Below are 20,357 nucleotides of genomic sequence, written 5' to 3'. Positions count from 1 at the left end.
GCACCCTAGCAGGTGCTTTTTTTAAATGATTACAAACAAAGGAAATCTTGTTTGGTGTCGAAAAGTGATGCTGGGAGGAGAAAAAGTGTTTGAAAAAAAATTTAAGATTGAGGATATGTTCAATGAAAACGAAGAGTACCATTTATGGATTCTCTCCATTGGTGCTGCAAGACAGGATTTATTCTTTGTAAACAAACAAATAGTTCATCTAATTGACTGCAACTCTAGTGACGGTATATTGTACTATGCAAAAATGTCTGCTGCACATGTTAACGAATCCCTCGCCCTTTTGAAAAAAGCGCAATCGGACTATCCTGAGATTTGGAGACTATTTAACAATATCGAGCAATTTGAGAACAGATATAAGGAATTAGTAGAGTTGATTGAAGGCGAACTCCATGGTTCTTTTTATAGACAAGTCCTTAGTCATGTCAGAAACAATACATTCCATTACAACAAAGGAAATTGGATAAAACAGCTTAAAGAGAGAGACTTCGAGTCAACAAAAAAGGTTTTGAAATCATTGTCTGATGAAAAGTTTTTTTCTGGGTACAAAATAGGAGATACCCCAGCAGAACATGATTTTTATTTTGCGGAAGAAGTTCAAATCAATTGGTTATTTCAATTAGGTAGGGAGTTTGGTTTGAATGAAAAGGAATTGCTTACTCACTTAAGCCTGATTACTGCCAAAGTGATGAATGTCCTCTCCTTAATTCTATATGACTTCTTCTCTAATTACAGGAATCGACACACTGGTTTTAATATCATCACAAAGTAGTTCAAATAACAATAAGTCTGGACGAAAATCTAACAACCTCTTTTTCATAACGAGGTCAGTTAATGGAAGATCTGTAGGTTCCAACTTTGACAGTTCGATTCTCTAATCAGTGTCCTTTGTGCAGGATTTATCTTCCAAACGTCGAATTATGGCGGTAGGAGGTGCTTTATGGCACAGATAAACAATGAAGAACTTCTAAAATGGAAAAAAGAAATTGATGCTGAATTAGCGGATTCGACTGAGATTGATGCCCTGCAAGAAGAAATCAACAAACTGTTCACCCGTCTTCAGGTCGTTAGCAAAGTAGAAATGAGATTAACCGGAACACCTGAACATTCTGGTTTCCTAGAATCATTTGTACAACCGATACAACGAGCATTCAATGAAAAGGATGCTGAACTTTCAAGAATTCAAAAAGAGCAATGGCAGCGTCTAATAATGCTGGAAAATATTAATGAAGAAATCAGCAGGATGCTACAAAGATAAGGCACCCTAACAGGTGCTTTTCTTTTAGTTTAGTTACAAATAAAGGAATCAGTCACCTAGTGTCGAAATTTGATGCTGGGAGGTGAGTGTTTTGGCAGCAGAGAAAACATATCGTGATTGGAATATCCAATATAAACGCGTTCGGGGAACATGGGAAGCAACTGCAACAAAGGGAGCTTTCTGTGAAAATGCTTATGGCGATGACGAGGAAGACGCGTATATTAAGGTGACCTCAAAAGTTGATGTTCAAGAAGACTTCTCAAAAAGAAATATATAAGCACCCTAGTCGGTGCTTTTTCTATGCCTGCACCTATAAAAACTTATACACAATATACATACATCATGAATGCTCTTGGGGGAGAGTTGTCCACCACTAAACATATACATCCGTGGTGGAGAGTTCTCCACCACCTTGGGGTATGATTCTCCACCATTAGTGGTGGAGAGTTCTCCCCCTAAGATAACTAAAAGAAACATTAAAGAAAGTAATATATAAAGATATATAAGAGACACATATTCTTATAGATATACAACCTCATAAAAACATGTATAAAGGCTGCTCATAAAAGAGTGGCCTTTTTGTATTTCAAAGAAAGGGTGAAGTTGATGAGTACTAAAAGAAATAATAGGACCATGCCAGCCATTTGTAACGAAGGTTGTAATAAACAGTTCGAGGTTAACGGCTTCCAGACAGCGAGGCTACCAGGAGCCATAGAGAGGACGTACTTCACATGTCCACATTGTAAGCATGAGTACATTGCTTTCTATACAGATCTGGAAGTAAGGGAACTACAGGCAAAGATCAGACGGGTACAGACTAAGCTTCAGAACCCCAGAGTTGATCAGGCTGCAACACTGAAGCAAGTTAAAGATATACAAGCCCAGATTAAGGCAGGCATGGATAGGGTGAAAGAAAAGGTTGAGAGAGGATGAGTCTTGTGAGAGATATGCTAATCTACTACATCAAGAGTCCTGCAGCATGGTTAGGAGTTGTTATTGGTGTAGTGGTTCCAATTATCGCGTTAAGGTGAAGGACTGATAAATATGGCAAGCGACAGACGTGATCAGAACCGCTACTATGACCGCTACAAGAGAGACAGGTCAGCAAAAGCGTTCTACAGGTCTACAGCATGGGAGACAGCAAGAGTACAAGCACTCATCAGAGACAACTATCTATGTCAGCACTGCATAAAGCGTAAGAGATTAACTCCTGCTGATATGGTCCATCACATTAAACCACTGAGTGATTACCCTGATCTTGCTTTAGGACTAGAGAATCTATTAAGCCTCTGTAATAGTTGCCATAACAAAGAACATGGTCTTGCAGGGGAGAAGGTAGAGACATCAGTAACGAACCGAAGGGCGAGGTTCATAGTTTCCAAAGGAAATAGTGAGGTGTTCTGATGATGATAGCTAGCGAATGATAGATAAGACATTATAGCTAATTAAGGTGCCATTACAGGGGGATTCTGGAATAACTCTAACAAGTGTTCCTATGAATGTTATAACGCCTCAGTGAGCCTCAGAGAAGCTGTGACAATGCATCAACAAATAGATGTGAAATTAAACGGGGTGGAAAAATGGGACAAAATAAGACCAGCCCCCCTGCCTTAAAAGTTAAAACGAGAGGCACAAGGGACCGCGCCCCCAGTTTCGTTTTCGGCGTATGACCATTTCATATATGAGGGGGGGGTGTCATGGAACACAAACCAAAACGGGAGATCAAAGATAGAGCAGCTAAGAAACTATTTGATATCGTGATACGAGAATTAGAGATTGATGATAATCTTTCTGATCGGACCATCATGATAACAGATAACTTGGCTTTGCTTGAGCAGTTAAAACAGCAGCATTTGGCGGACATAAAGGCTCGTGGTGTGGTCGAGCTTTTTGTCAATGGGTCACAGCAAATGTACAGACAGAACAAGTCTGTGGACATGGTAATCAAAATTATTGAACACCAGCGGAAGCTGCAAGCCGAGTTGAAATTGACCCCTGCCTCAGACAGAAAGGTCTCCGGTGTAGTTGATCCGGAAGGTGGCGATAAAGGTGACGAATTTACTGGCTATTGAAGCGTCTAAACTTCAAACCACACAATATGCAACTGCGGTCACAGCGCACCTTATTATTACGTCGAAGAAGGTTTATCAAGCCTGTAAACGCCATTTAAATGATCTAAAAAGGCAAGGAACTCGTGAATTTCCGTTTGTTTTTGATGAGGAAAAGGGATACCGTCCAGTTGGTTATATTGAAAAGTTCTGTAAGCCCTCAATGGGTGACTTTGATCGACTGGAGCTGCAACCTTGGCAACATTTCATAATCGGCTCACTCTATGGGTGGGTGCATAAAGATACCGGGCTTCGTCGCTTTCGCGAGGGGCTTATTTTTATGGGCAGAAAGAACGGTAAGACCTCTATGGTGTCTGGTCTATCTCTTTACGGTGCCTCAAAGGACGGAGAGAACGGAGCTCGGGTCTATCAGCTGGCAAACTCCAAAGAACAAGCTAGAGATATGTTCGATGAATGTAAGGCTATGATCAAGGCGTCCCCGTTACTCAGAAAACACTTTGATGAGACGCTACATGAGATTCGTTTCCGGAAGACAATGTCCAAGATTCTACCGTTGGCAACTGATAGTAAAAAGCTTGATGGTAAGAACTGCAGTATGGGTGCTTTTGATGAGATCCATGAGTACAAAACGTACAAGCTAATCAATGTCATAAAGAACTCAACGGGTGCCCGTACACAGCCGATGATCTTGTACATTACAACAGCTGGTTATCAGTTGGATGGTCCGCTGATGGATTATTATGATAAAGCTGCGGATGTTCTAGAGGGAGTAATTCCTGCTGAGCATGCCTTTTACTTTATGGCGGAGCTTGACCCAGGGGATGACATTGAAAATCCTGATAACTGGGGGAAGGCTAACCCTAACTTGGGTGTTACCATAAAAATGGAGGACATGCTAAAGGAATGGGATGATCGTAAACATATTCCTGCTGAACGTAATGACTTTATCACCAAGCGTTTGAACATCTTTGTCAAAGCGGACGAGGAATCGTTCCTTTCATTCGAAGTGCTGAAGCGGAACAACCAGGAACGTGACCCGAAGCAATTCGAAGGCAAGGGCTGTGTCGGGGGCTTCGATCTTTCGGACAGCGAAGATTTTACTAGTGCTTGTCTGGAGTTTCCGATCCCTGAAACGGGCGAGGTGTTCACTATCTCACATTCGTGGATTCCAGCTGAAAAAGTGAAGCAAGCCAATGAGGATTTACCATACAAAGAATACGAAGAAATGGGACTTTTAACTATTATTCCGGGCGAATATGTAAAAAAAGAGTACATTTTTGATTGGTTTGTGGAACAATCTAAGCGCTTTGGTATTGAAAAGATTATGTATGACCCAGCCAAGGCATTTGGGCTTGTAGAGGCGCTGAAAGCCTATGGATTCGAATGTGAAGTTGTTCGACAAGGACACCTTACATTAGGGCCGGCTATGGATGATTTGAAGGAACTGTTTATTGACGGAAAAGTAATTTACAACAACAACCGATTATTCAGATGGTATATCAACAACGTCAAACTGGTTGAGGATAGAAACCGGAATAAAATACCTACTAAACAAGGTCGCTACCGTAAAATTGACGGGTTTGCGGCCTTTTTGAATGCCCACGTAGAGGTAATGAAACAACTTGCCGTAGCTCCACCAACTGGTGAAGTATCCTTTGTTTCAATCAGTGAGCTGTTAAGGGGGTGATGATAAAAAATGAACTTAGGGCAACGAATGAAGCTGGCTTGGAATGTGGTTAGAAACAAGGCACCGACTGGGACTGAGAACTTTTCAAACTGGTTCCGCAATGGCTTATCAATCTTCCGTGGGAAAGCTGGGGGAGAGCTTGCCAACAACGAAACAATTTTTTCGGGAGTATCACGGTTATCTAATTCTTTAGCAGTGCTACCTATCAAACTATATCAAGAGTTTGACCCGGTTTATTCTGATTTGAACGACTTGGTGGCGAATGCTCCAAACAGAAACATGACATCGTTTGGTTTTATTCGTCTTCTGGAGACACATCGAAATGTGTATGGTAACGGCTATGCTCTTAAGATGTATGACCGATTCTACAACGTCGAGTCACTTGTTGTTCTTGATCCGACAAGCGTTGATCCTGTTGTTGAACAAGACACTAATGAACTGTGGTACATGGTCAGAGGTGACAAAGGAACGTACTACGTCCATAACATGGACATGGTGCATGTAAGTCATATTCAGACCACACAAAACGGTTACAAAGGCATAAGTCCGATAGACGTTCTGAGAAACACAATTGATTTTGATGGTGCAGTCAGGAAGTTCACTCTTGACCAACTGGATACATCAATTAAAGCGTCATTCATCCTGAAATTGGCTGCTCATGTAGGGGAAGAAAAGAAAAAAGAGATTTGGGCGAATTTTGCAAAGTTCTATCAAGAGAATGGTGGCGTGATTATCCAGGAACCTGGAGTGGAAATCAAGGAGATTAACAGAAATTTTATCGACTCCAAGGTATTCGAAGTCGAGAAGATCACCCGTTCTCGGGTCGCCACTGTTCTTAATATGCCAGTGACAATGCTTGGCGAAACTGATGGTGCTAGTTACAGCAGCATGGAGCAAATGAGTCTTGAATTTGTTACTTACACGCTACTACCTATTGTCCGTCAATATGAGCAAGAATTTAATAGAAAGCTGCTTACAGCAGAGCAGCGTCAACAGGGACTGTACTTCAAGTTCACTGTCGGCGCTCTTTTGCGTGGAGATATGACAACTAGAGGAGAGTTCTATTTTAAGATGATCCGGTCAGGCGTGTTTAAGCCAAACGAGGCACGTGCTTGGGAAGAGCTACCACCAGAAGATGGTGGAGACAAGCTTTATATAAGTGGCGATCTTTATCCAATGGATACGCCAGTTGAGCAAAGGAAGGGGGTGAGTACAAAGAATGAGTAAAAAAAAATACTGGACGTTCAAAAATCAAGCGAATAACGAAGCTGACCTATACCTCTATCTTGAGATTGCATCATGGGGTGGTGGCTATGCAGCTCACTCCGCAAAGAGTTTCAAGGCTGAACTTGATGCCTTAGGAGAGATCTCAACGATTAATGTTTATATTAACTCTCCTGGCGGTGATGTGTTCGAGGGTAGGGCTATCTATAACATGCTTAAGAGGCACAAAGCCTTCATAAGGGTGCATATTGACGGTTTAGCTGCATCAATTGCTGCATATATCGCGATGGCAGCTGACGAGCTGATTATGCCTAACAATGCCATGCTCATGATCCACAACGCTTGGATGAACACTAGCGGAAACGCCAAGGAGTTGCGTGAAGCTGCTGACATGTTGGATAAAGTAGGCCTATCTATGAGGCAGGATTTTCTGCTCAGAGCTGGCGATAAACTTGATGAAGAAACCCTTACTAATCTGCTGGATGTAGAGTCTTGGTTGACTGCTCAAGAAGCGCTGGATTATGGGCTTTGTGATGTGGTTACTAGTGCGAAACAAATAGCTGCGTTGGCCGATACGAAATTACTTGCTAAATACAGGAATGTCCCTAATGATATCACTCAAAAAGAAGAACCTCCTACTCCTGAAAATGGGTTCTCTGAGGAAAAACGTAAGGAAATCGCAAGAAACGCAAGTCTAGAATTACAAAATTTGCAATCATACCTGGGAGGTATTATTAATGGCTAAAACACTGTTTGACGTAAAAAACGACTTGGTAACTATCGGAGCTGCCTATGCTGCAGCAAAGCAAGAAAAACTGGTTGAAGCTTCTAAGCCGGATGCCAGTATCGAAAATATCAAGGCTTTGGAAACTAAGGAAGCTAATCTGAAAACGCGATTCGACATCCTTCAACGGGAGCATGATGAAATGGAGTCTGCTCAAGCGGCTGCGCTGGCTGCCAAAACTCCTGCGCCAGGATCTGATCTTGCTGATCCAAAGGCGAAATTTAATGCTGCAAAGGCAGGCTTAATCCGTGCAGTAGTAGGTGGGAAAAGTGTTCCTGCTGAAATCAAGGCTGCGCTGGGCGATAATAACAGTACAGGCGGGGAAAAGATTCTACCGTCTACAATGACCAATGAATTGCTGCATGAGCCGTTCGTAAAAAATCCTTTGCGTGAAGTGTCGACTGTAACCAGTGTAACGAATCTCGAAATTCCAAAGGTAACATTCACCCTGGACGATGATGACTTTATAGGTGACACCGAAACGGCAAAAGAATTGGAAACAGAGGGGGATGTGGTGACATTCGGCCGCCATAAATTCAAAGTGTTTGTTCCAGTTTCCGAGACCGTTCTCGCTGCTACTGACACTAATCTTGTTCAAACTGTGGATCAGGCGTTAGAAAGTGGCCTAGCAGCCAAGGAAAAGAAAGTAGCATTCGCTGCAACGCCTAAAGTAGGTGAAGAACACATGTCTTTCTATTCCACTCAAAACGGTATCACTGAGGTGACAGGGACTGATCTTTATAAGGCAATTAAAGCCGCATTGGCTGCTCTGCATGAAGACTACCGAGACAATGCAAAAATCGTGATGAGATACGCTGACTATCTTGATATCATCGAGGTTCTGGCTAATGGAAGTGCAACTCTGTACAGTGCACAGCCTGAACAAGTTCTTGGAAAGCCTGTTGTTTTCTGCGATGCGGCAGTTAAACCAATTGTAGGTGATTTCCGTTACTCACACTTCAACTATGACCCAACAGTGCTGTATGACCGCGACAAGGACGTTAAAACAGGTGTTGAATTGTTCGTGTTGACCGCTTGGTTGGACCATAAAATCAAACTTAAGTCTGCATTCCGCATCGCAAAAAAGTCTTAACTCCTTCACCAGCAACATTCAAGCCAACAGGCCAAGAGGGTGAACATGAAGGTGTGAATCATACCGAGTTCGAACTGTTGGATGGTGATGGAGTGAGGATTTCCCTCAAAGCCGGGGCGGTCACTTACATCAAGAAGAATGGAGTAACCCTAACTCCGGATGATCAAGAGACGATGTGGTTTAGCGACGATAATGTAGCTGGACAGTACAATTTCGAAGTAAAAACAACCGCTGGAACGGTATATACTGCCGTTTTGGATTGGGTGCCGACCGTATAGGGCGGAAAGGAGCCCGTTATGCTTGAGTTACAGCTTGATGAATTGAAGGAATATTTGCGAATAGATGGGAGCGAGGAGGATGTTACCCTCGCTCTTTTTGTTGCAGCAGCAAAGGAATATCTCGCTGAAGCTGGTGTACCAGAGGACAAGCATGAAACGGCCAGATATAAACTGGCCGTGATGCTCTACTGTTCAATTAACTACGAACATCGAGATCCATCTGAGAAGATTGAGAAATTCAATTTCTCGCTGGAAAGCTTGATTTTACAACTGAAAACGGGGTGATATGGCATGGAATATCCCGTATTGAAGAAGTTCAGGGATAAGGGTTCAGGTGATATTTATGAGGTTGGATCGAAGTACGAAGCAGAAACTGACAGAGCTGCTGATTTACAGAGGCGTGGATTTATCGGTAAAAACGATGATGAAAAATCCACTAAGCGTACTGCCCGTAACACTTCGCGATCCCCTGAGAAGAATGACAAGGGAAATGATGAAGCATGACCGTCCTAGTCAATCGACTTGATAAGCGAGTGGCCATCTTTCGCCCTCCTGGTGCAGACGATGTAGATGACTGGGGGCAACCAACAGACAATTGGATTGAAGTAGCAAAGCTATGGGCTGGCATAGAACCTCTTAGAGGGCAGGACCGAGCTGCTGCAGCACAGGTTACCGCTGATGTTACTACCCGCATCCGTGTAAGGTACCGTGAAGGAATTGATCGGACGATGGTTGTTCGCTACAAAAGCATTGAGTTCGAGATCCTTTACATCATCCATCCATCTTTCAATATGCAAGAACTACAACTCATGTGTAAGGAGCATCAGTGATGGTACGTCGGAGTTCAAGGTCAAATATTCGTGTGGATGGTGCAGATGAAGTGATTCGGCAGCTCAAGCGAGCTAATGCTGAGATCACAAAAGAGATTCGAGACCTTATATCAAAGGCGGCTGAGATAGTATTTCGTGAGGCTGATTCAAGAGTTCCAATCGGTGAGACTGGCAAAACTCGCTTCTCGCTGCAGATGAACATAGGGATATCGAAAAAAGGTAACTATTACGCAAATGTATCTGTAGGGGCACGCAATGGAGATATCTCTGCGTCTGCCCCTTTTTACGTTACCTTTTACGAGTATGGAAGCAGTCACCAGCCACCACGCCCGTTTATGAGACCCTCATTGGATAAGAGCAGGGCAAAGGTTCGAAAGCTGCTCATAGAGGGCGTCAAGGCTGTGGTTGAGAGAGTAGGTGCTTAATGGCTATAGAAACAAAATTGAGAGATTACTTGCTGTCCATCAAAGAGATTCAATCGGTTGTCGGCAATAGAATTTATCCCGGCTGGCTGCCTGAGAAACCAACTTATCCAGCCATCGCTTATCTCCAAATATCGGGAGTAGCCCATCATAATATCCCGGTAGCTTATCCCAGATTTCAATTCTCTGTATTCTCAACAAAATATAGTGAGGCGAAGGAATTAGCAGAGGAGATACGAAGTGCCCTCCAACGTTACAAGGGGAACATGGGCGGGGTTAGGGTGTTGCAAGGCGTATGGGAAGGCAGCAGGGACATGTACGAGAGTGACACAAAACTCTATCACATAGCAACAGATTTCAAAATCATTTACAGGGAGGAATAACAAATATGGGACGTAATATGACGACAGTGCAAGCAGGGAATACTATCCGGTTTGGCTCTGCAAAATTCGAGGTTGGGCCAGATATTAACAGTCTTATTGACCTCGGAGCGATGAACAGTATCGTATTCGAGGAAACGTGGGATGAAATGACCGTGACTAGCGACAACGCCGGGGTAATCAAGACAGGAATGAGCAATCACGTCGCTGGCATTGAGGGGGATCTGATGGAAATCAATCTCGCTACTCTGGCTACAATCCGTGGCGGCATCGATAAGATTGAGAACATTGCTGGCACCCCAAAAACCGTGACTAATGAGGCGTTGACCTTAACCGGACAAACACAGAAGCGTCTTTTGAATAAGAACGGAGCTGGTACAGTCGTTACGGCCGTCACTGTAAAGAAGGGTGCAACTACATTGGTGGCTGGAACAGATTACATCTTAGCCGTAGATAGCGCGGGTTTTTCTGTCATTGCTAGGGTAGAGGGCGGCGGTATTACGTCAGGTGACGCTGTAACGGTCAACTACACCTATACTCCCTTGTCAGCAAAACGGTTCCTATCTGGAGGTATTGGTACCTTCCAGCCAAGAGTTGCACGTATCACGAACTATGATGACCAAGGAAAAAGATTTCAAATTACTATTTACAAAGCCACACCGGAAAGCGGTCTAAATATCACGTTCCCTGAAGCCGATGCAGAAGATCCTGCAATTACACCAATTCGCATGAATGGTACCTTAGATGCAAATCGCGCTGTGGGTGAACAACTATTCGAAATCTACGATGAACAGGGAGTGTAATGAAAATGTCAAAACAACCAACAATTCTTAACTTAGATGAAGTTGTCCCTGCCGAACGTATTGTAATTCTTGGCGGAAAGCATATTGACGTTTCCCGCATTCCCTCCCGTGTAATGCTCAACATTACTAAGAACCAAGACAAGTTAAAAGGCGGTGGTGATGACAGTTTCTCAGAAATTCTTAAGCAAGTCATCAGTATCTGCAAGCCTTCATTCCCGGATATTACAGAGGAGTGGCTTGGAGATAACGTTGATTTCGATCAGTTGATGCAATTGATCGAGTTCGTCCTAGCTCCGCTTAAAGATCGGGCAGGCGGCGAATCAGGAAAAAACGAGGGGAGCCCCAGCCTATAGAGCTGGGGCGTATTTTTGCGCGAATGGGCGCAATGTACTCCTGGGCAACACCTGAATACATGTTAGATCACATGTCCTTTCCCCAGATCATGATGTACTACGATTACGGGATGGAGCATGAAGAGAATAAATCGAACATCTTGGTCGGCCGCATTGGGGTCGGCCTTTTTGGTGCGAAAGAACAGCCGAAGAAGGAACGCCGAGTTCGGGGAGATGGCAATCAAACGCCAGATCGAGCGGCATTCCGTGAGAAGTATGGTAGCCGCATCAAGCGGCCGGAAGGAGGGGAATCATGAGTTTACTTGGCAATCTAGTCATTAACATCTTGGGGAATAACACTGGCTTAGATGATGCAATGAAACAAGCGCAGAAGTCAGTAGATAAGTTCGGCAAGGGCATGGCTGATGTGGGTAAATCTTTGACGTCACTCGTGACGGTTCCTCTCGTTGCGGTCGGCGGTGCTTCACTTAAGGTTGCATCTGACTTTGAATCTGCCTTTGCAGGCGTGAGAAAGACGGTTGATGCTACGGAGGCTGAGTTTGCTCAGTTGCGTGATGGGGTCCGCAATATGGCGAAAGAGATGCCTCAATCTGCATCTGACATCGCAAGAGTAGCCGAAGCGGCTGGACAGTTGGGTATCAAAACTAGCGCGATCCTTGGATTTACTAAGACGATGGTTGACTTAGGCGTTGCAACTAATATGACCAGTGACGAAGCTGCCAGTGCCTTGGCGCGGTTGGCGAACATCACTAAGATGCCGCAAGATCAATTTGACCGACTGGGCAGCTCAATAGTTGCGTTAGGTAATAACTTCGCTACTACAGAATCTGAAATCACAGATATGGCTTTACGGCTGGCTGGTGCCGGCTCGCAGGTTGGTATGTCTGAGGCTGATATCTTAGGTTTAGCGGCTGCTCTATCATCCGTAGGTATTGAGGCAGAAATGGGCGGTTCGGCAATCTCTCGGGTTATGGTCCGTATGCAGGTAGCTGCATCAGGAATGAACAAAATGGATGCTCTCACACAAGCGACTGGCATGTCACTCCGAGATCTGCAATTACTTGCAGACAATAACAGCAAGGAATTTAAAGCCTTGGCGGATGCTTTAGGCATGACTCAAACTCAAATGGGTAACATCGTTGACGGTGGAGTCGATTTACAGAACTTCGGTAAGATTGCGGGAATGACATCAGAGCAATTCAATAAAGCATTCAAAGATGATGCTGTCGGTGCTCTTGGTGCATTTATTAACGGACTAGGTGATGCAGATTCAGCAGGAACCTCCGCTATTAACATGCTGGAGGAAATGGGCATCTCTGAAATCCGCCTTCGGGACAGCTTACTGCGTGCAGGTAATGCTAGTGAGTTGTTCGCAGGGGCTGTTGATCTATCAAATAAAGCATGGGATGAAAATTCGGCACTAACCCATGAAGCAGAGCAACGTTATAAAACATTTGCCAGTCAAATGCAGATTCTTAAGAACAAACTGAGCGATATCGCTATAACTATCGGGGATGCTATCATGCCTGTGGTGCTAGAAGCAGTCAATTCCATGCAACCACTGATCGATAAGATTGCTAGTATTGCTGAGAAATTCGGTTCGCTTAGTCCAGAATCGCAAAAGTTGATTATCACGATAGCGGCAATCGCTGCTGCTATTGGTCCGTTGCTTGTTATCTTAGGGCATGTTGTTAGTTCGGTTTCTGCTCTAATGCCAGTATTTGCAGCACTAACGGGTCCGGTCGGGCTGATAATCGCAGGTGTTGCAGGGTTGGCGGCTGGACTCACTTATCTTTATAACACAAACGAAACCGTGCGAAATGCTATAAATTCGGCGTGGGAATCGATTAAAAGTGTAGCCCTTTCTGTATGGGGAGTAATCAGCGAGTTCATCATGGGTCAGATTGATAAGATAAAAAAGTTCTGGGACGAAAACGGCACACAGATTCTGCAAGCAGTGACAAACGCTTTTAATGCAATAAAAAAAGTTATCGAATTCATTATGCCAGCCATCCTGTTCATCATCGACATGGCATGGACAGCCATCAAGAATGTTATCAGCGGTGCTTTAGACATCATAATGGGTCTCATTAAGATCTTCACCGGACTCTTTACAGGGGACTGGAGCAAGATGTGGGAAGGTATTAAGCAGCTGCTCGGTGGTGCGATTGATTTTATCGTGGGTTTAATGACACTCAACTTTCTTGGTGGACTGAAGACGCTCTTCACCAACCTATTAAAATCTGGTGTTGGCTTAATGAAGAGCATGGGCGAAGGTATAGTTAATGCTTTCAAGGGATTACAGTCATCTGCGAATAGCCTAATTTCTAAAATGGTCAGTGGAGTTATCAATTTCTTTAAAAATATGTTCACTGAGGGAATTGGTATTTTTACCAGACTCCGAACATTGGGTGCATCTATATGGGAGTCGTTATCCCAAGCGGTTGTTGGAGTTGCAAAGGGCATATGGAATAGCATAACTGCTAACTTTCAAGGAATGCTCAGTAGCGTTAAAAATATCTTCGGCACGATTCAAGGAGTCATTGAGAGTATATGGGGCAAGGTCATGTCTTTCTTCAAAGGTATCGACCTCGCTAAAATCGGTAAACAAATCATGCAAGGGCTGGTCAATGGTATCGGCAGTATGGCGAGTGCTGTGGTTGATAAAACCAAAGAAGTAGCGACCAAGATCAGTGACTCGATTAAAAACTTCTTTGGTATTCATTCGCCTTCCCGGCTAACAACCGGCTACGGAGAAAACATATCTGAGGGTCTTGCTGTAGGGATAAACAATTCTAAGGGTAAGGCTAAAGCGGCAATCGAACAGCTAACTGGTGAGACTGGAGCGGCAGCTGCCAAAGCCGCGGAGAAAGTAACTAAGGACGCAAATAAAGCATCTGAAAAAGCTCAAAAGGCTGCTGCGGCAGCTGCAACCAAAGCGCAGAAAGCAGCAGCGGCGGCAGCGACCAAAGCAGCAACGGAAGCAAACAAAGCATTCAATGCGGCCTTAGATACGGCTCAATATAAGTACAAAATGGGTGAGTTTGATGAAACGGCTTATATCGCCTCTCTCGAAAAGGTCAAATCTGCATACACAAAGACCAGTGCCCAAATTCAGACGATTAATCTTGCAATTAAAAAGGCGAATGACCAGATCGCCAAGGAAGCTGCTGCTGAGGCCAAGAAACAGTTTGAAGCCTCCAAGACGTACATCGAGGCTAAGAAACAGGCCAATGAGATATCCATTGAGCAGGAGCTTGCGGCATGGGAGAAGCTTCAAACTCGCTATAAGGTTGGCACCGCTGAGCGCATCGCTATTGATAAGCAGGTCAATAAGATCCGGACTGATCTTGCCAAAGAAGCAGCGGCAGAAGCAAAGAAGCTATATGACGAGCAGGTCAAATCAATTGAAACGCTTAGCACAGCTGCCGTAACTGCACTAAAGGCTCGGTATTCAGCAGAGGAAAAGGTCGCTACAGAGGCCTTACAAAAGCGCATTGACCAGCACAAGGCAGTATCAGACGCCATCATTGCTGGATATGACGCTGAATATCAAGCGATGATTAAGACACTTGACGCTCAGACTCAGGCACAGTTACTGGGCTTGCAAGATCAGATCGACAGCATCGAGGGTCTGACTAAAGCTGAGGACAAAGCCTCAGAAGAAGCTGCCTATCAAAAGAAACTGGCTGATAAACAGAAAGAATTAACTGATGCCGATACTGCTGAATCAAGAGCGAAGATACAGGAAGAGCTTAATGATATGCTCGCCGAGAGGGAGAGGAAACACCTTCTGGAACAGCGCCAGGTTCAGATTGATGATCTGAAGTCTGAAATGACTCGGATTAAGACACAGGGCGAGCAAAAAGCCGAGCTTCTGAAACAGGAATATGAGACTAAGAAGAGCACAGAAGAGAAGAAGGCCCAAGCGACCACTGACAGCCTTACTGCTCAGATGGATTCTACTAAGACTCATTACACTGCGCTCAACACCGAAGAGGCTTTACAAGCTGAGGTACGGCGTTTGATGCTCGACAGTAACAATCAGGAGCTGATCGACCTACTAGCGGAATATAATCCGAAATGGCAGGATGCTGGGCAATCCTTCGGAGAGAGCTTATTGAGTGGTCTTAACAGCACCAAGAATAGCATTAAGGCAGCGGTGGATGAGATCCTCGCTACGGTGGGGAAAACAGCAAAGGCGGCAACATCATCGACGAACATGTCTAATGAGGTAGCCTATCTTAATAGCTTGTTGGCTAACGGTACGGCCGCACAAAAGAAATGGGCGGAAGCTCAAGCCAAAGATTACAGTCTACAGATCGTCAATGGTGTTATTAAAGGCATGCAGTCAGGCACCGCGGCAATCAACAACGCGGCAGCAGCCACGGCTCAAGCGGCAACAGATGGCATAAAGGACACGCTAAAGATCAAGTCTCCAAGTCGCGTAATGATAGCTATTGGTGAGTTTATCGGCAAAGGATTAGCGTTAGGAATGGAACGGCAGATGTCAGCGGTCGAAGGTGCTGCGCAGGACATGGCAGATGCCGCCGCTATGGATCTCAGCTCGCCAAGCCTCAGTGGAATTGACAACCGTATTCAACCGTTGGCGAATGATGCTAGAGCTTCTAGTGGAACGCAAGGCGGTTTGCTGGGTGAGAGGGATATGGTCTTGCACAATAACATCTATCTGGACGGCAAGCAGATAGAGAAAAACGTATCTCGCCGTCAAATGAGCTCACTCACTGTGGCAACAAGGGGGCTAGGATTGACATGACAAGTAGTATTACTCTCGGAGGTATTCGGGACGTAGATCTAGGGTTTCGAGTGCTTGAAGAGACCAAAGACCCCTTACTCCCTAGCACCCGAGATATGAATGTAGAAATAGCTGGTAAACACGGGCAATATGACTTTGGCGCGGACCTAACGGAACGCGTCTTTTCTTTTTCTTGTGCTTTTGTTGCGGATGGTACTAATTACGATTTGCCAAGTGCAGCAGGTTTGCAGCAACGGGTAAGGGCTCTTGCAAGGCATCTGACTGATGCTAATGGTAGACCCAGAACAATGGAACTAAGACGTGCTTTTGAACCGGATAAGTTCTATCTGGTCAGATATGCTGGATCGGCTTCATTGGAGAGGTTGATATATAACAGCATTGGTATGTTCGAATTGGAATTGGTTGCTTTTGATCCTTTCGCTTATTCGGTTCAAGAGCATATCACCGAGCAAGTAATCACCAGTTCACCAACAACTCTGGTCATTCAATCAGGCGGTAATATCCATTCAGAAGCAGTTATTATCTTGACCAATAATGGGTCTAATACTTTATCGAATTTCAGAATCACAAATGAATACAAACTCGAATAGGAGGCGAAAGATTTGAACGTATCAAATTATTTAGCAATTGCACTGTTGAATCAGGTGTTTAGAAATACGAATTACACACGCCCGACAACCTTATATATTGCTCTCTATACCAGCAACCCAACTGCAGCAGATACCGGGCAAGAGGTAACCGGTGGTGCTTACGCTCGACAGGCAGTGGTGTTTACACCTCCTGCTGCTGTTAATGGGGTGTATACAATTAAGAATAGTGCAGAAATTCCGTATCCAGTGGCAACCGCTACATGGGGGCAACTCACGCATTTAGGAATTCGTGATGCGGTAACAGATGGAAACTTATTGTATTACGGAGCCTTAACTGATCCTAAAAGTATTTTAACAAACGATATTTTTAAATTTTCGGTTGGTCAAGTCTCAATTGATTTAAGCTAAGGAGGGCAATCTATTGGCACAACAAACTATGTATCCAGCGATAGCCAATTCGCCGGGAACTGAGCTATCAGTGGCACTCACGACAGCAGCTACAACAATAGCTGTGGTAGCTGCAACAAAGCTACCAGCAGCCCCAAACGTGTTTACAATCGGCACTGATGAGAGTTCAGAGACTATTCTTTATACGGGAAAGTCAGGGAATTCTCTAACAGGGTGTACGCGGGGATTTGATGGAACGACGCCAAAGGCTTGGGCTATCGGCTCGAAGGTTGCCCGTTACTACACCGCCTACGATCACGAAGCATTTCGCAAAAACTTAACGGATCTTTCCGGAGTAACTTCGGAATCTACAACCGATGTCATCCTAGCTGCGGGACAGCAAATTCTAAATGCCACAAAGAACGCTAGACTACAAGGATTAAAGGTACAGGGTAGGACGTTAACAGATTTACTTGGTGGAGCGGGCAACTTTGAGGTTGATAGTAATGGGGACGGAATTGCAGATGGCTTTTCGCAATCATTGCGCGGTGCAATCCCCACTTTGTCTACGGTTAATGCTATTTACGGTCTTAAAGCACAGAGGATCACTACAACAGCCAATGATTCTGGAACAGATAGATTCCTAGGCAAAGCCACAAAATGGACGGTCGGTAAAAACTATATTGCTCTTGTTGATGTGATTACAGATGGCACCTCAATTGCTGGCTTAAGGGCGGTACATGGCACACCTACAAATGCTACTGCTCAAGCATGGACAACAACGAATAAGTTGTTATATACGAAATTTTCTCCTACAGAAAGCGGTAGTTTTGAGGAGATTCGTATTGAGAATAGAAATTCTTTGGGTACAGTTGGGTGGGTGCAATTTGACGGTCTAAGAATTTTTGAAGTAAGTGCTGCGGAATATGCTGCAATTGATTCTATGACACCTAATCAGATTTCACAGCGTTGGCCTTTTGTACCTCCAGGTATTAATGGAGTAGATGGGTTATGGGTAAGACGGTATGGGAAGAATTTACTACCTAGTGTACCGGATACATTACATGCCAATGCCAAGATGAATGGTCCGTATGATATGACGTTGGTTGCTACAGCTAATTCTCAATCGTCCCTTATCACAATGCCAGCCCAGCCAAACACAGCGTATTTCATATCCGGAGCGTTTACTGCCTCCACCGGGGCAGCAACGTTAAATATCTTTTCAGTGGATGCTAATGGAGCGATGACTTATGTAGCCGAAGTAAACAATGCAGTCCTCAGCAGAACTTTTAATACTCCTGCCTCATGTGTTGCTTTGAGGTTTAATCTGTTCGGGACGGTTGCTGGGACTTTTACATTCAAGGATTGGTTCCTGAAAATTGGGAGCACGGCGGAAACATTTCAGCCACGCGAAGACTCTCTTATCGCCTTTAGCGGAGTAGAGTTACACGCTAACCCTACGGATGGCAGCGAACCGGATATACTGCGTGAGGTTATCGGACGGTATGAGGTAACGAAGTTATGGCGTGAGATCACGCTATCAGGATTGCAAGATTGGACAGTGCTCAGCACACATACTGGATATAAACGCTTAAGATCATTGGGAATAGCGCCAACACTTTCGGATTCTTCTATGTCGGCGTTAGTGAAATTTGATGGAAAGGTGTTAACTCAAACATTCAGTGATGTTCCATCTTCGGCGGCAGCAGACGTTTATCGTACCTCAGCATCCGGAAATACAACAGTCACTGTTTCCTCTACTGACTCCGGTTGGGGAGACTCCTATACACCGAGTACTGACGAGATAAAGGCTTATTTTAACGGATACCAAATGGGCAGTGTGTCAGGGGCGACGTTTACTACTCCGTATATCAGTGGTACAAAAGCATGGCGCTTTGTAACGGGAGACCCCTCAACAGGAACGAGCACCTTGCCTACAACACTTAATCCAGGCTATGCAGGATGGCAGCCGTATCAACTTCTATACCGCCTTGCAAATACTGTTATTGAGACAGTACAAGAAGACGGTGCTTTATCTCTCATAGAGGGTGATAACTTTATCGAGGTGGGTAGCGGATATGTCAGCCGAGAACGTGCTAATCCTGTAATGACAATCGTAGGAGGTTCCTCCTTTTACCATTTTAACAACGCAGAACCTACCGTTTCTGCGAGCAAATTTCGAGATCCCGTGCAGAAAATACTCGGGATTTACGAGGCTAATTTGCCAGCACGCGGCGTTGTCCTTAAAAACGAGTCTGTAGCGTTTGGACTGCAAGATGCCCATATTGAAGGGATCAATTATAATCTGAACGCACCATATAGCGCCTCTTACATCAAACTGGATAAATCACCAGTACCTTCAGTTACAGGATTCTACGCTGCCACTGAGAAGGCACAGTTGCATGATTTAACAGACGCAGTGATAGAAATAGGTTCAGCGGTCAGCACGTTAGCTGCTAAGAAATCGGAGAAGGACGCGCCAGGATGGATTGCTCCAACGTTACTGAACGGATTTACTGCGCTGTTCAGTTCGCGAGTCCCATCCTATCGTAAAGTTAACGGGGTTGTTGAGTTTACAGGAGCGCTAAAATTCACCTCGTCAACGGTTAATGCCAACCTTGTTATATTTCGGTTGCCGGAAGGGTGCAGACCAAAGGATCAACTGGACTTTGGTGTTTTATCAGGAAGTGGCGCGAATCGTGTATTTGGCGGGTTGGAGATTATGCCAACGGGCGAAGTATACGTATTAAGCGGTATGGGTGGCGATGCTATTTTTCTGGATGGGCTTCCAACGTTCAGAGTCGAATAAAGGAGGGAAATCATGAGCAAAGCAGTACCTAAAGTAGACCTTAAAGGCTTGTATATAGAAGACGTATTAGAGGACGATTCCTTTATTGGGGTCGTCCCTATTTATGCCCAGCCAGAGCCAGAAGAAGCGCCAGATCTGCCGGAAGACAGTGAGATCGAAGATGAGGCGGACGTATCCGAAGAACCAGAACAGCCAAGAGAGATCATCGGTTATCTCGTAGGCATTCCGTTGCCGACCGGGTTGTATCATCCGCGATTTGATTTGGTCACATGGGATGCATATCAGGACGCTGTACTAGAGGCACAAAGCGATTATGCCGACGAGCTACATGATTGGAGGGAACAATGGGCGGAGGGCGTGGAACAAGGTCCTGAGCCAGTTTATACACCTCCTGCACAGCCTGATAACCTATGGATCGAGGGATTAACACCAGAAGAGATTGCGGAGTTGACGAAGCCCGGGGATCAGACGGAGCTCGAACAACTACGTGCCGAGAATACAGAACTCAAGCTTGCTCTAACGGAACTTGCTGAAGCTCAAGAAGCTGATAAAACAGAGATGCAACTAGCACTCGCTGAAATCGCTGGTTTGATTGGAGGTGAGTAAT

The 20,357-nt window shown here is 44.7% G+C and carries 24 protein-coding genes; all 24 read left to right on the top strand.

Going from position 1 to position 20,357, the window contains the following annotated elements; translation table 11 throughout:
* The first annotated feature begins 25 nt into the window (after positions 1-25).
* The 24 genes from MHH86_RS25680 to MHH86_RS25565 all read left to right on the top strand — a co-directional run bounded on the left by MHH86_RS25680 (position 26) and on the right by MHH86_RS25565 (position 20,356).
* A complete protein-coding gene (locus MHH86_RS25680) occupies positions 26-778 on the top strand; it encodes a hypothetical protein (RefSeq protein ID WP_342479529.1) in 753 nt (250 codons plus the stop codon).
* 168 nt (positions 779-946) lie between these two features.
* Positions 947-1,264, top strand: coding sequence for a hypothetical protein (locus MHH86_RS25675; protein WP_342479528.1), 318 nt, complete (start codon positions 947-949; stop codon positions 1,262-1,264).
* 91 nt (positions 1,265-1,355) lie between these two features.
* Positions 1,356-1,541 (top strand): hypothetical protein, encoded by a 186-nt coding sequence (locus MHH86_RS25670; RefSeq protein ID WP_342479527.1) that lies wholly within the window; start codon positions 1,356-1,358, stop codon positions 1,539-1,541.
* A 329-nt stretch (positions 1,542-1,870) separates the two neighbouring features.
* Positions 1,871-2,197, top strand: a complete 327-nt coding sequence (locus MHH86_RS25665; RefSeq protein ID WP_342479526.1) for a hypothetical protein — start codon at positions 1,871-1,873, stop codon at positions 2,195-2,197.
* Between the two features lie 111 nt (positions 2,198-2,308).
* Positions 2,309-2,668, top strand: coding sequence for an HNH endonuclease signature motif containing protein (locus tag MHH86_RS25660; RefSeq protein WP_342479525.1), 360 nt, complete (start codon positions 2,309-2,311; stop codon positions 2,666-2,668).
* A 293-nt stretch (positions 2,669-2,961) separates the two neighbouring features.
* Positions 2,962-3,336, top strand: coding sequence for a P27 family phage terminase small subunit (locus MHH86_RS25655; protein WP_076148440.1), 375 nt, complete (start codon positions 2,962-2,964; stop codon positions 3,334-3,336).
* On the top strand, positions 3,308-5,020 hold the full coding sequence (locus MHH86_RS25650) for a terminase large subunit (protein WP_342479791.1): 1,713 nt from the start codon (positions 3,308-3,310) through the stop codon (positions 5,018-5,020). Before MHH86_RS25655 ends, MHH86_RS25650 begins: the two co-directional genes overlap by 29 nt.
* 9 nt (positions 5,021-5,029) lie before the next feature.
* The gene (locus MHH86_RS25645; RefSeq protein ID WP_342479524.1) at positions 5,030-6,247 is read left to right on the top strand and encodes a phage portal protein; all 1,218 of its coding nucleotides are present in this window, start codon (positions 5,030-5,032) and stop codon (positions 6,245-6,247) included.
* Positions 6,240-6,989, top strand: coding sequence for a head maturation protease, ClpP-related (locus tag MHH86_RS25640; protein WP_342479523.1), 750 nt, complete (start codon positions 6,240-6,242; stop codon positions 6,987-6,989). The genes MHH86_RS25645 and MHH86_RS25640 overlap by 8 nt, the downstream gene beginning before the upstream one ends.
* Entirely contained in the window at positions 6,982-8,121 is a 1,140-nt protein-coding gene (locus MHH86_RS25635; protein ID WP_342479522.1) for a phage major capsid protein, read from the top strand. Before MHH86_RS25640 ends, MHH86_RS25635 begins: the two co-directional genes overlap by 8 nt.
* Before the next feature lie 53 nt (positions 8,122-8,174).
* A complete protein-coding gene (locus MHH86_RS25630) occupies positions 8,175-8,399 on the top strand; it encodes a hypothetical protein (protein WP_342479521.1) in 225 nt (74 codons plus the stop codon).
* Between the two features lie 18 nt (positions 8,400-8,417).
* Positions 8,418-8,684: a head-tail connector protein gene (locus MHH86_RS25625; RefSeq protein ID WP_076219188.1), complete on the top strand. Its 267-nt coding sequence runs from the start codon at positions 8,418-8,420 to the stop codon at positions 8,682-8,684.
* A 6-nt stretch (positions 8,685-8,690) separates the two neighbouring features.
* A complete protein-coding gene (locus tag MHH86_RS25620; protein ID WP_342479520.1) occupies positions 8,691-8,903 on the top strand; it encodes a hypothetical protein in 213 nt (70 codons plus the stop codon).
* Positions 8,900-9,229 (top strand): phage head closure protein, encoded by a 330-nt coding sequence (locus MHH86_RS25615; RefSeq protein ID WP_342479519.1) that lies wholly within the window; start codon positions 8,900-8,902, stop codon positions 9,227-9,229. Before MHH86_RS25620 ends, MHH86_RS25615 begins: the two co-directional genes overlap by 4 nt.
* On the top strand, positions 9,229-9,654 hold the full coding sequence (locus MHH86_RS25610; protein WP_076275390.1) for an HK97-gp10 family putative phage morphogenesis protein: 426 nt from the start codon (positions 9,229-9,231) through the stop codon (positions 9,652-9,654). The genes MHH86_RS25615 and MHH86_RS25610 overlap by 1 nt, the downstream gene beginning before the upstream one ends.
* A complete protein-coding gene (locus MHH86_RS25605) occupies positions 9,654-10,034 on the top strand; it encodes a DUF3168 domain-containing protein (RefSeq protein ID WP_341163988.1) in 381 nt (126 codons plus the stop codon). The genes MHH86_RS25610 and MHH86_RS25605 overlap by 1 nt, the downstream gene beginning before the upstream one ends.
* A 5-nt stretch (positions 10,035-10,039) precedes the next feature.
* Positions 10,040-10,834, top strand: coding sequence for a hypothetical protein (locus tag MHH86_RS25600; RefSeq protein ID WP_341163987.1), 795 nt, complete (start codon positions 10,040-10,042; stop codon positions 10,832-10,834).
* A 5-nt stretch (positions 10,835-10,839) separates the two neighbouring features.
* Positions 10,840-11,187 (top strand): hypothetical protein, encoded by a 348-nt coding sequence (locus MHH86_RS25595; protein ID WP_342479518.1) that lies wholly within the window; start codon positions 10,840-10,842, stop codon positions 11,185-11,187.
* 23 nt (positions 11,188-11,210) lie between these two features.
* Complete coding sequence (locus tag MHH86_RS25590; protein ID WP_076219195.1) at positions 11,211-11,483, top strand: hypothetical protein; 273 nt, start codon at positions 11,211-11,213, stop codon at positions 11,481-11,483.
* Positions 11,480-15,964, top strand: a complete 4,485-nt coding sequence (locus MHH86_RS25585) for a phage tail tape measure protein (RefSeq protein ID WP_342479517.1) — start codon at positions 11,480-11,482, stop codon at positions 15,962-15,964. Before MHH86_RS25590 ends, MHH86_RS25585 begins: the two co-directional genes overlap by 4 nt.
* Positions 15,961-16,554 (top strand): phage tail domain-containing protein, encoded by a 594-nt coding sequence (locus MHH86_RS25580; protein ID WP_076277283.1) that lies wholly within the window; start codon positions 15,961-15,963, stop codon positions 16,552-16,554. The genes MHH86_RS25585 and MHH86_RS25580 overlap by 4 nt, the downstream gene beginning before the upstream one ends.
* 12 nt (positions 16,555-16,566) lie before the next feature.
* On the top strand, positions 16,567-16,962 hold the full coding sequence (locus MHH86_RS25575) for a hypothetical protein (RefSeq protein ID WP_342479516.1): 396 nt from the start codon (positions 16,567-16,569) through the stop codon (positions 16,960-16,962).
* A gap of 13 nt (positions 16,963-16,975) precedes the next feature.
* Entirely contained in the window at positions 16,976-19,750 is a 2,775-nt protein-coding gene (locus MHH86_RS25570; RefSeq protein WP_342479515.1) for a hypothetical protein, read from the top strand.
* Positions 19,751-19,762: 12 nt separating this feature from the next.
* Positions 19,763-20,356 (top strand): hypothetical protein, encoded by a 594-nt coding sequence (locus MHH86_RS25565; RefSeq protein WP_342479514.1) that lies wholly within the window; start codon positions 19,763-19,765, stop codon positions 20,354-20,356.
* The last annotated feature ends 1 nt before the right edge of the window (position 20,357 follow it).

Source organism: Paenibacillus sp. FSL F4-0097 (assembly GCF_038593125.1).
GTDB classification, from domain to species: Bacteria; Bacillota; Bacilli; order Paenibacillales; family Paenibacillaceae; genus Paenibacillus_AQ; species Paenibacillus_AQ odorifer.
The sequence above is the reverse complement of the archived record's forward strand: the minus strand, read 5'-3'. Positions and strand labels throughout refer to the sequence as shown.

Bases quoted from the DNA above. Each gene is read 5' to 3' on its own strand.
- MHH86_RS25645 (WP_342479524.1), top strand. From the start codon at position 5,030: ATGAACTTAGGGCAACGAATGAAGCTGGCTTGGAATGTGGTTAGAAAC.
- MHH86_RS25680 (WP_342479529.1), top strand. From the start codon at position 26: ATGATTACAAACAAAGGAAATCTTGTTTGGTGTCGAAAAGTGATGCTG.
- MHH86_RS25635 (WP_342479522.1), top strand. From the start codon at position 6,982: ATGGCTAAAACACTGTTTGACGTAAAAAACGACTTGGTAACTATCGGA.
- MHH86_RS25590 (WP_076219195.1), top strand. From the start codon at position 11,211: ATGGGCGCAATGTACTCCTGGGCAACACCTGAATACATGTTAGATCAC.
- MHH86_RS25660 (WP_342479525.1), top strand. From the start codon at position 2,309: ATGGCAAGCGACAGACGTGATCAGAACCGCTACTATGACCGCTACAAG.
- MHH86_RS25655 (WP_076148440.1), top strand. From the start codon at position 2,962: ATGGAACACAAACCAAAACGGGAGATCAAAGATAGAGCAGCTAAGAAA.
- MHH86_RS25585 (WP_342479517.1), top strand. From the start codon at position 11,480: ATGAGTTTACTTGGCAATCTAGTCATTAACATCTTGGGGAATAACACT.
- MHH86_RS25675 (WP_342479528.1), top strand. From the start codon at position 947: ATGGCACAGATAAACAATGAAGAACTTCTAAAATGGAAAAAAGAAATT.
- MHH86_RS25600 (WP_341163987.1), top strand. From the start codon at position 10,040: ATGGGACGTAATATGACGACAGTGCAAGCAGGGAATACTATCCGGTTT.
- MHH86_RS25620 (WP_342479520.1), top strand. From the start codon at position 8,691: ATGGAATATCCCGTATTGAAGAAGTTCAGGGATAAGGGTTCAGGTGAT.
- MHH86_RS25625 (WP_076219188.1), top strand. From the start codon at position 8,418: ATGCTTGAGTTACAGCTTGATGAATTGAAGGAATATTTGCGAATAGAT.
- MHH86_RS25640 (WP_342479523.1), top strand. From the start codon at position 6,240: ATGAGTAAAAAAAAATACTGGACGTTCAAAAATCAAGCGAATAACGAA.
- MHH86_RS25565 (WP_342479514.1), top strand. From the start codon at position 19,763: ATGAGCAAAGCAGTACCTAAAGTAGACCTTAAAGGCTTGTATATAGAA.
- MHH86_RS25605 (WP_341163988.1), top strand. From the start codon at position 9,654: ATGGCTATAGAAACAAAATTGAGAGATTACTTGCTGTCCATCAAAGAG.
- MHH86_RS25610 (WP_076275390.1), top strand. From the start codon at position 9,229: ATGGTACGTCGGAGTTCAAGGTCAAATATTCGTGTGGATGGTGCAGAT.
- MHH86_RS25665 (WP_342479526.1), top strand. From the start codon at position 1,871: ATGAGTACTAAAAGAAATAATAGGACCATGCCAGCCATTTGTAACGAA.
- MHH86_RS25595 (WP_342479518.1), top strand. From the start codon at position 10,840: ATGTCAAAACAACCAACAATTCTTAACTTAGATGAAGTTGTCCCTGCC.
- MHH86_RS25580 (WP_076277283.1), top strand. From the start codon at position 15,961: ATGACAAGTAGTATTACTCTCGGAGGTATTCGGGACGTAGATCTAGGG.
- MHH86_RS25615 (WP_342479519.1), top strand. From the start codon at position 8,900: ATGACCGTCCTAGTCAATCGACTTGATAAGCGAGTGGCCATCTTTCGC.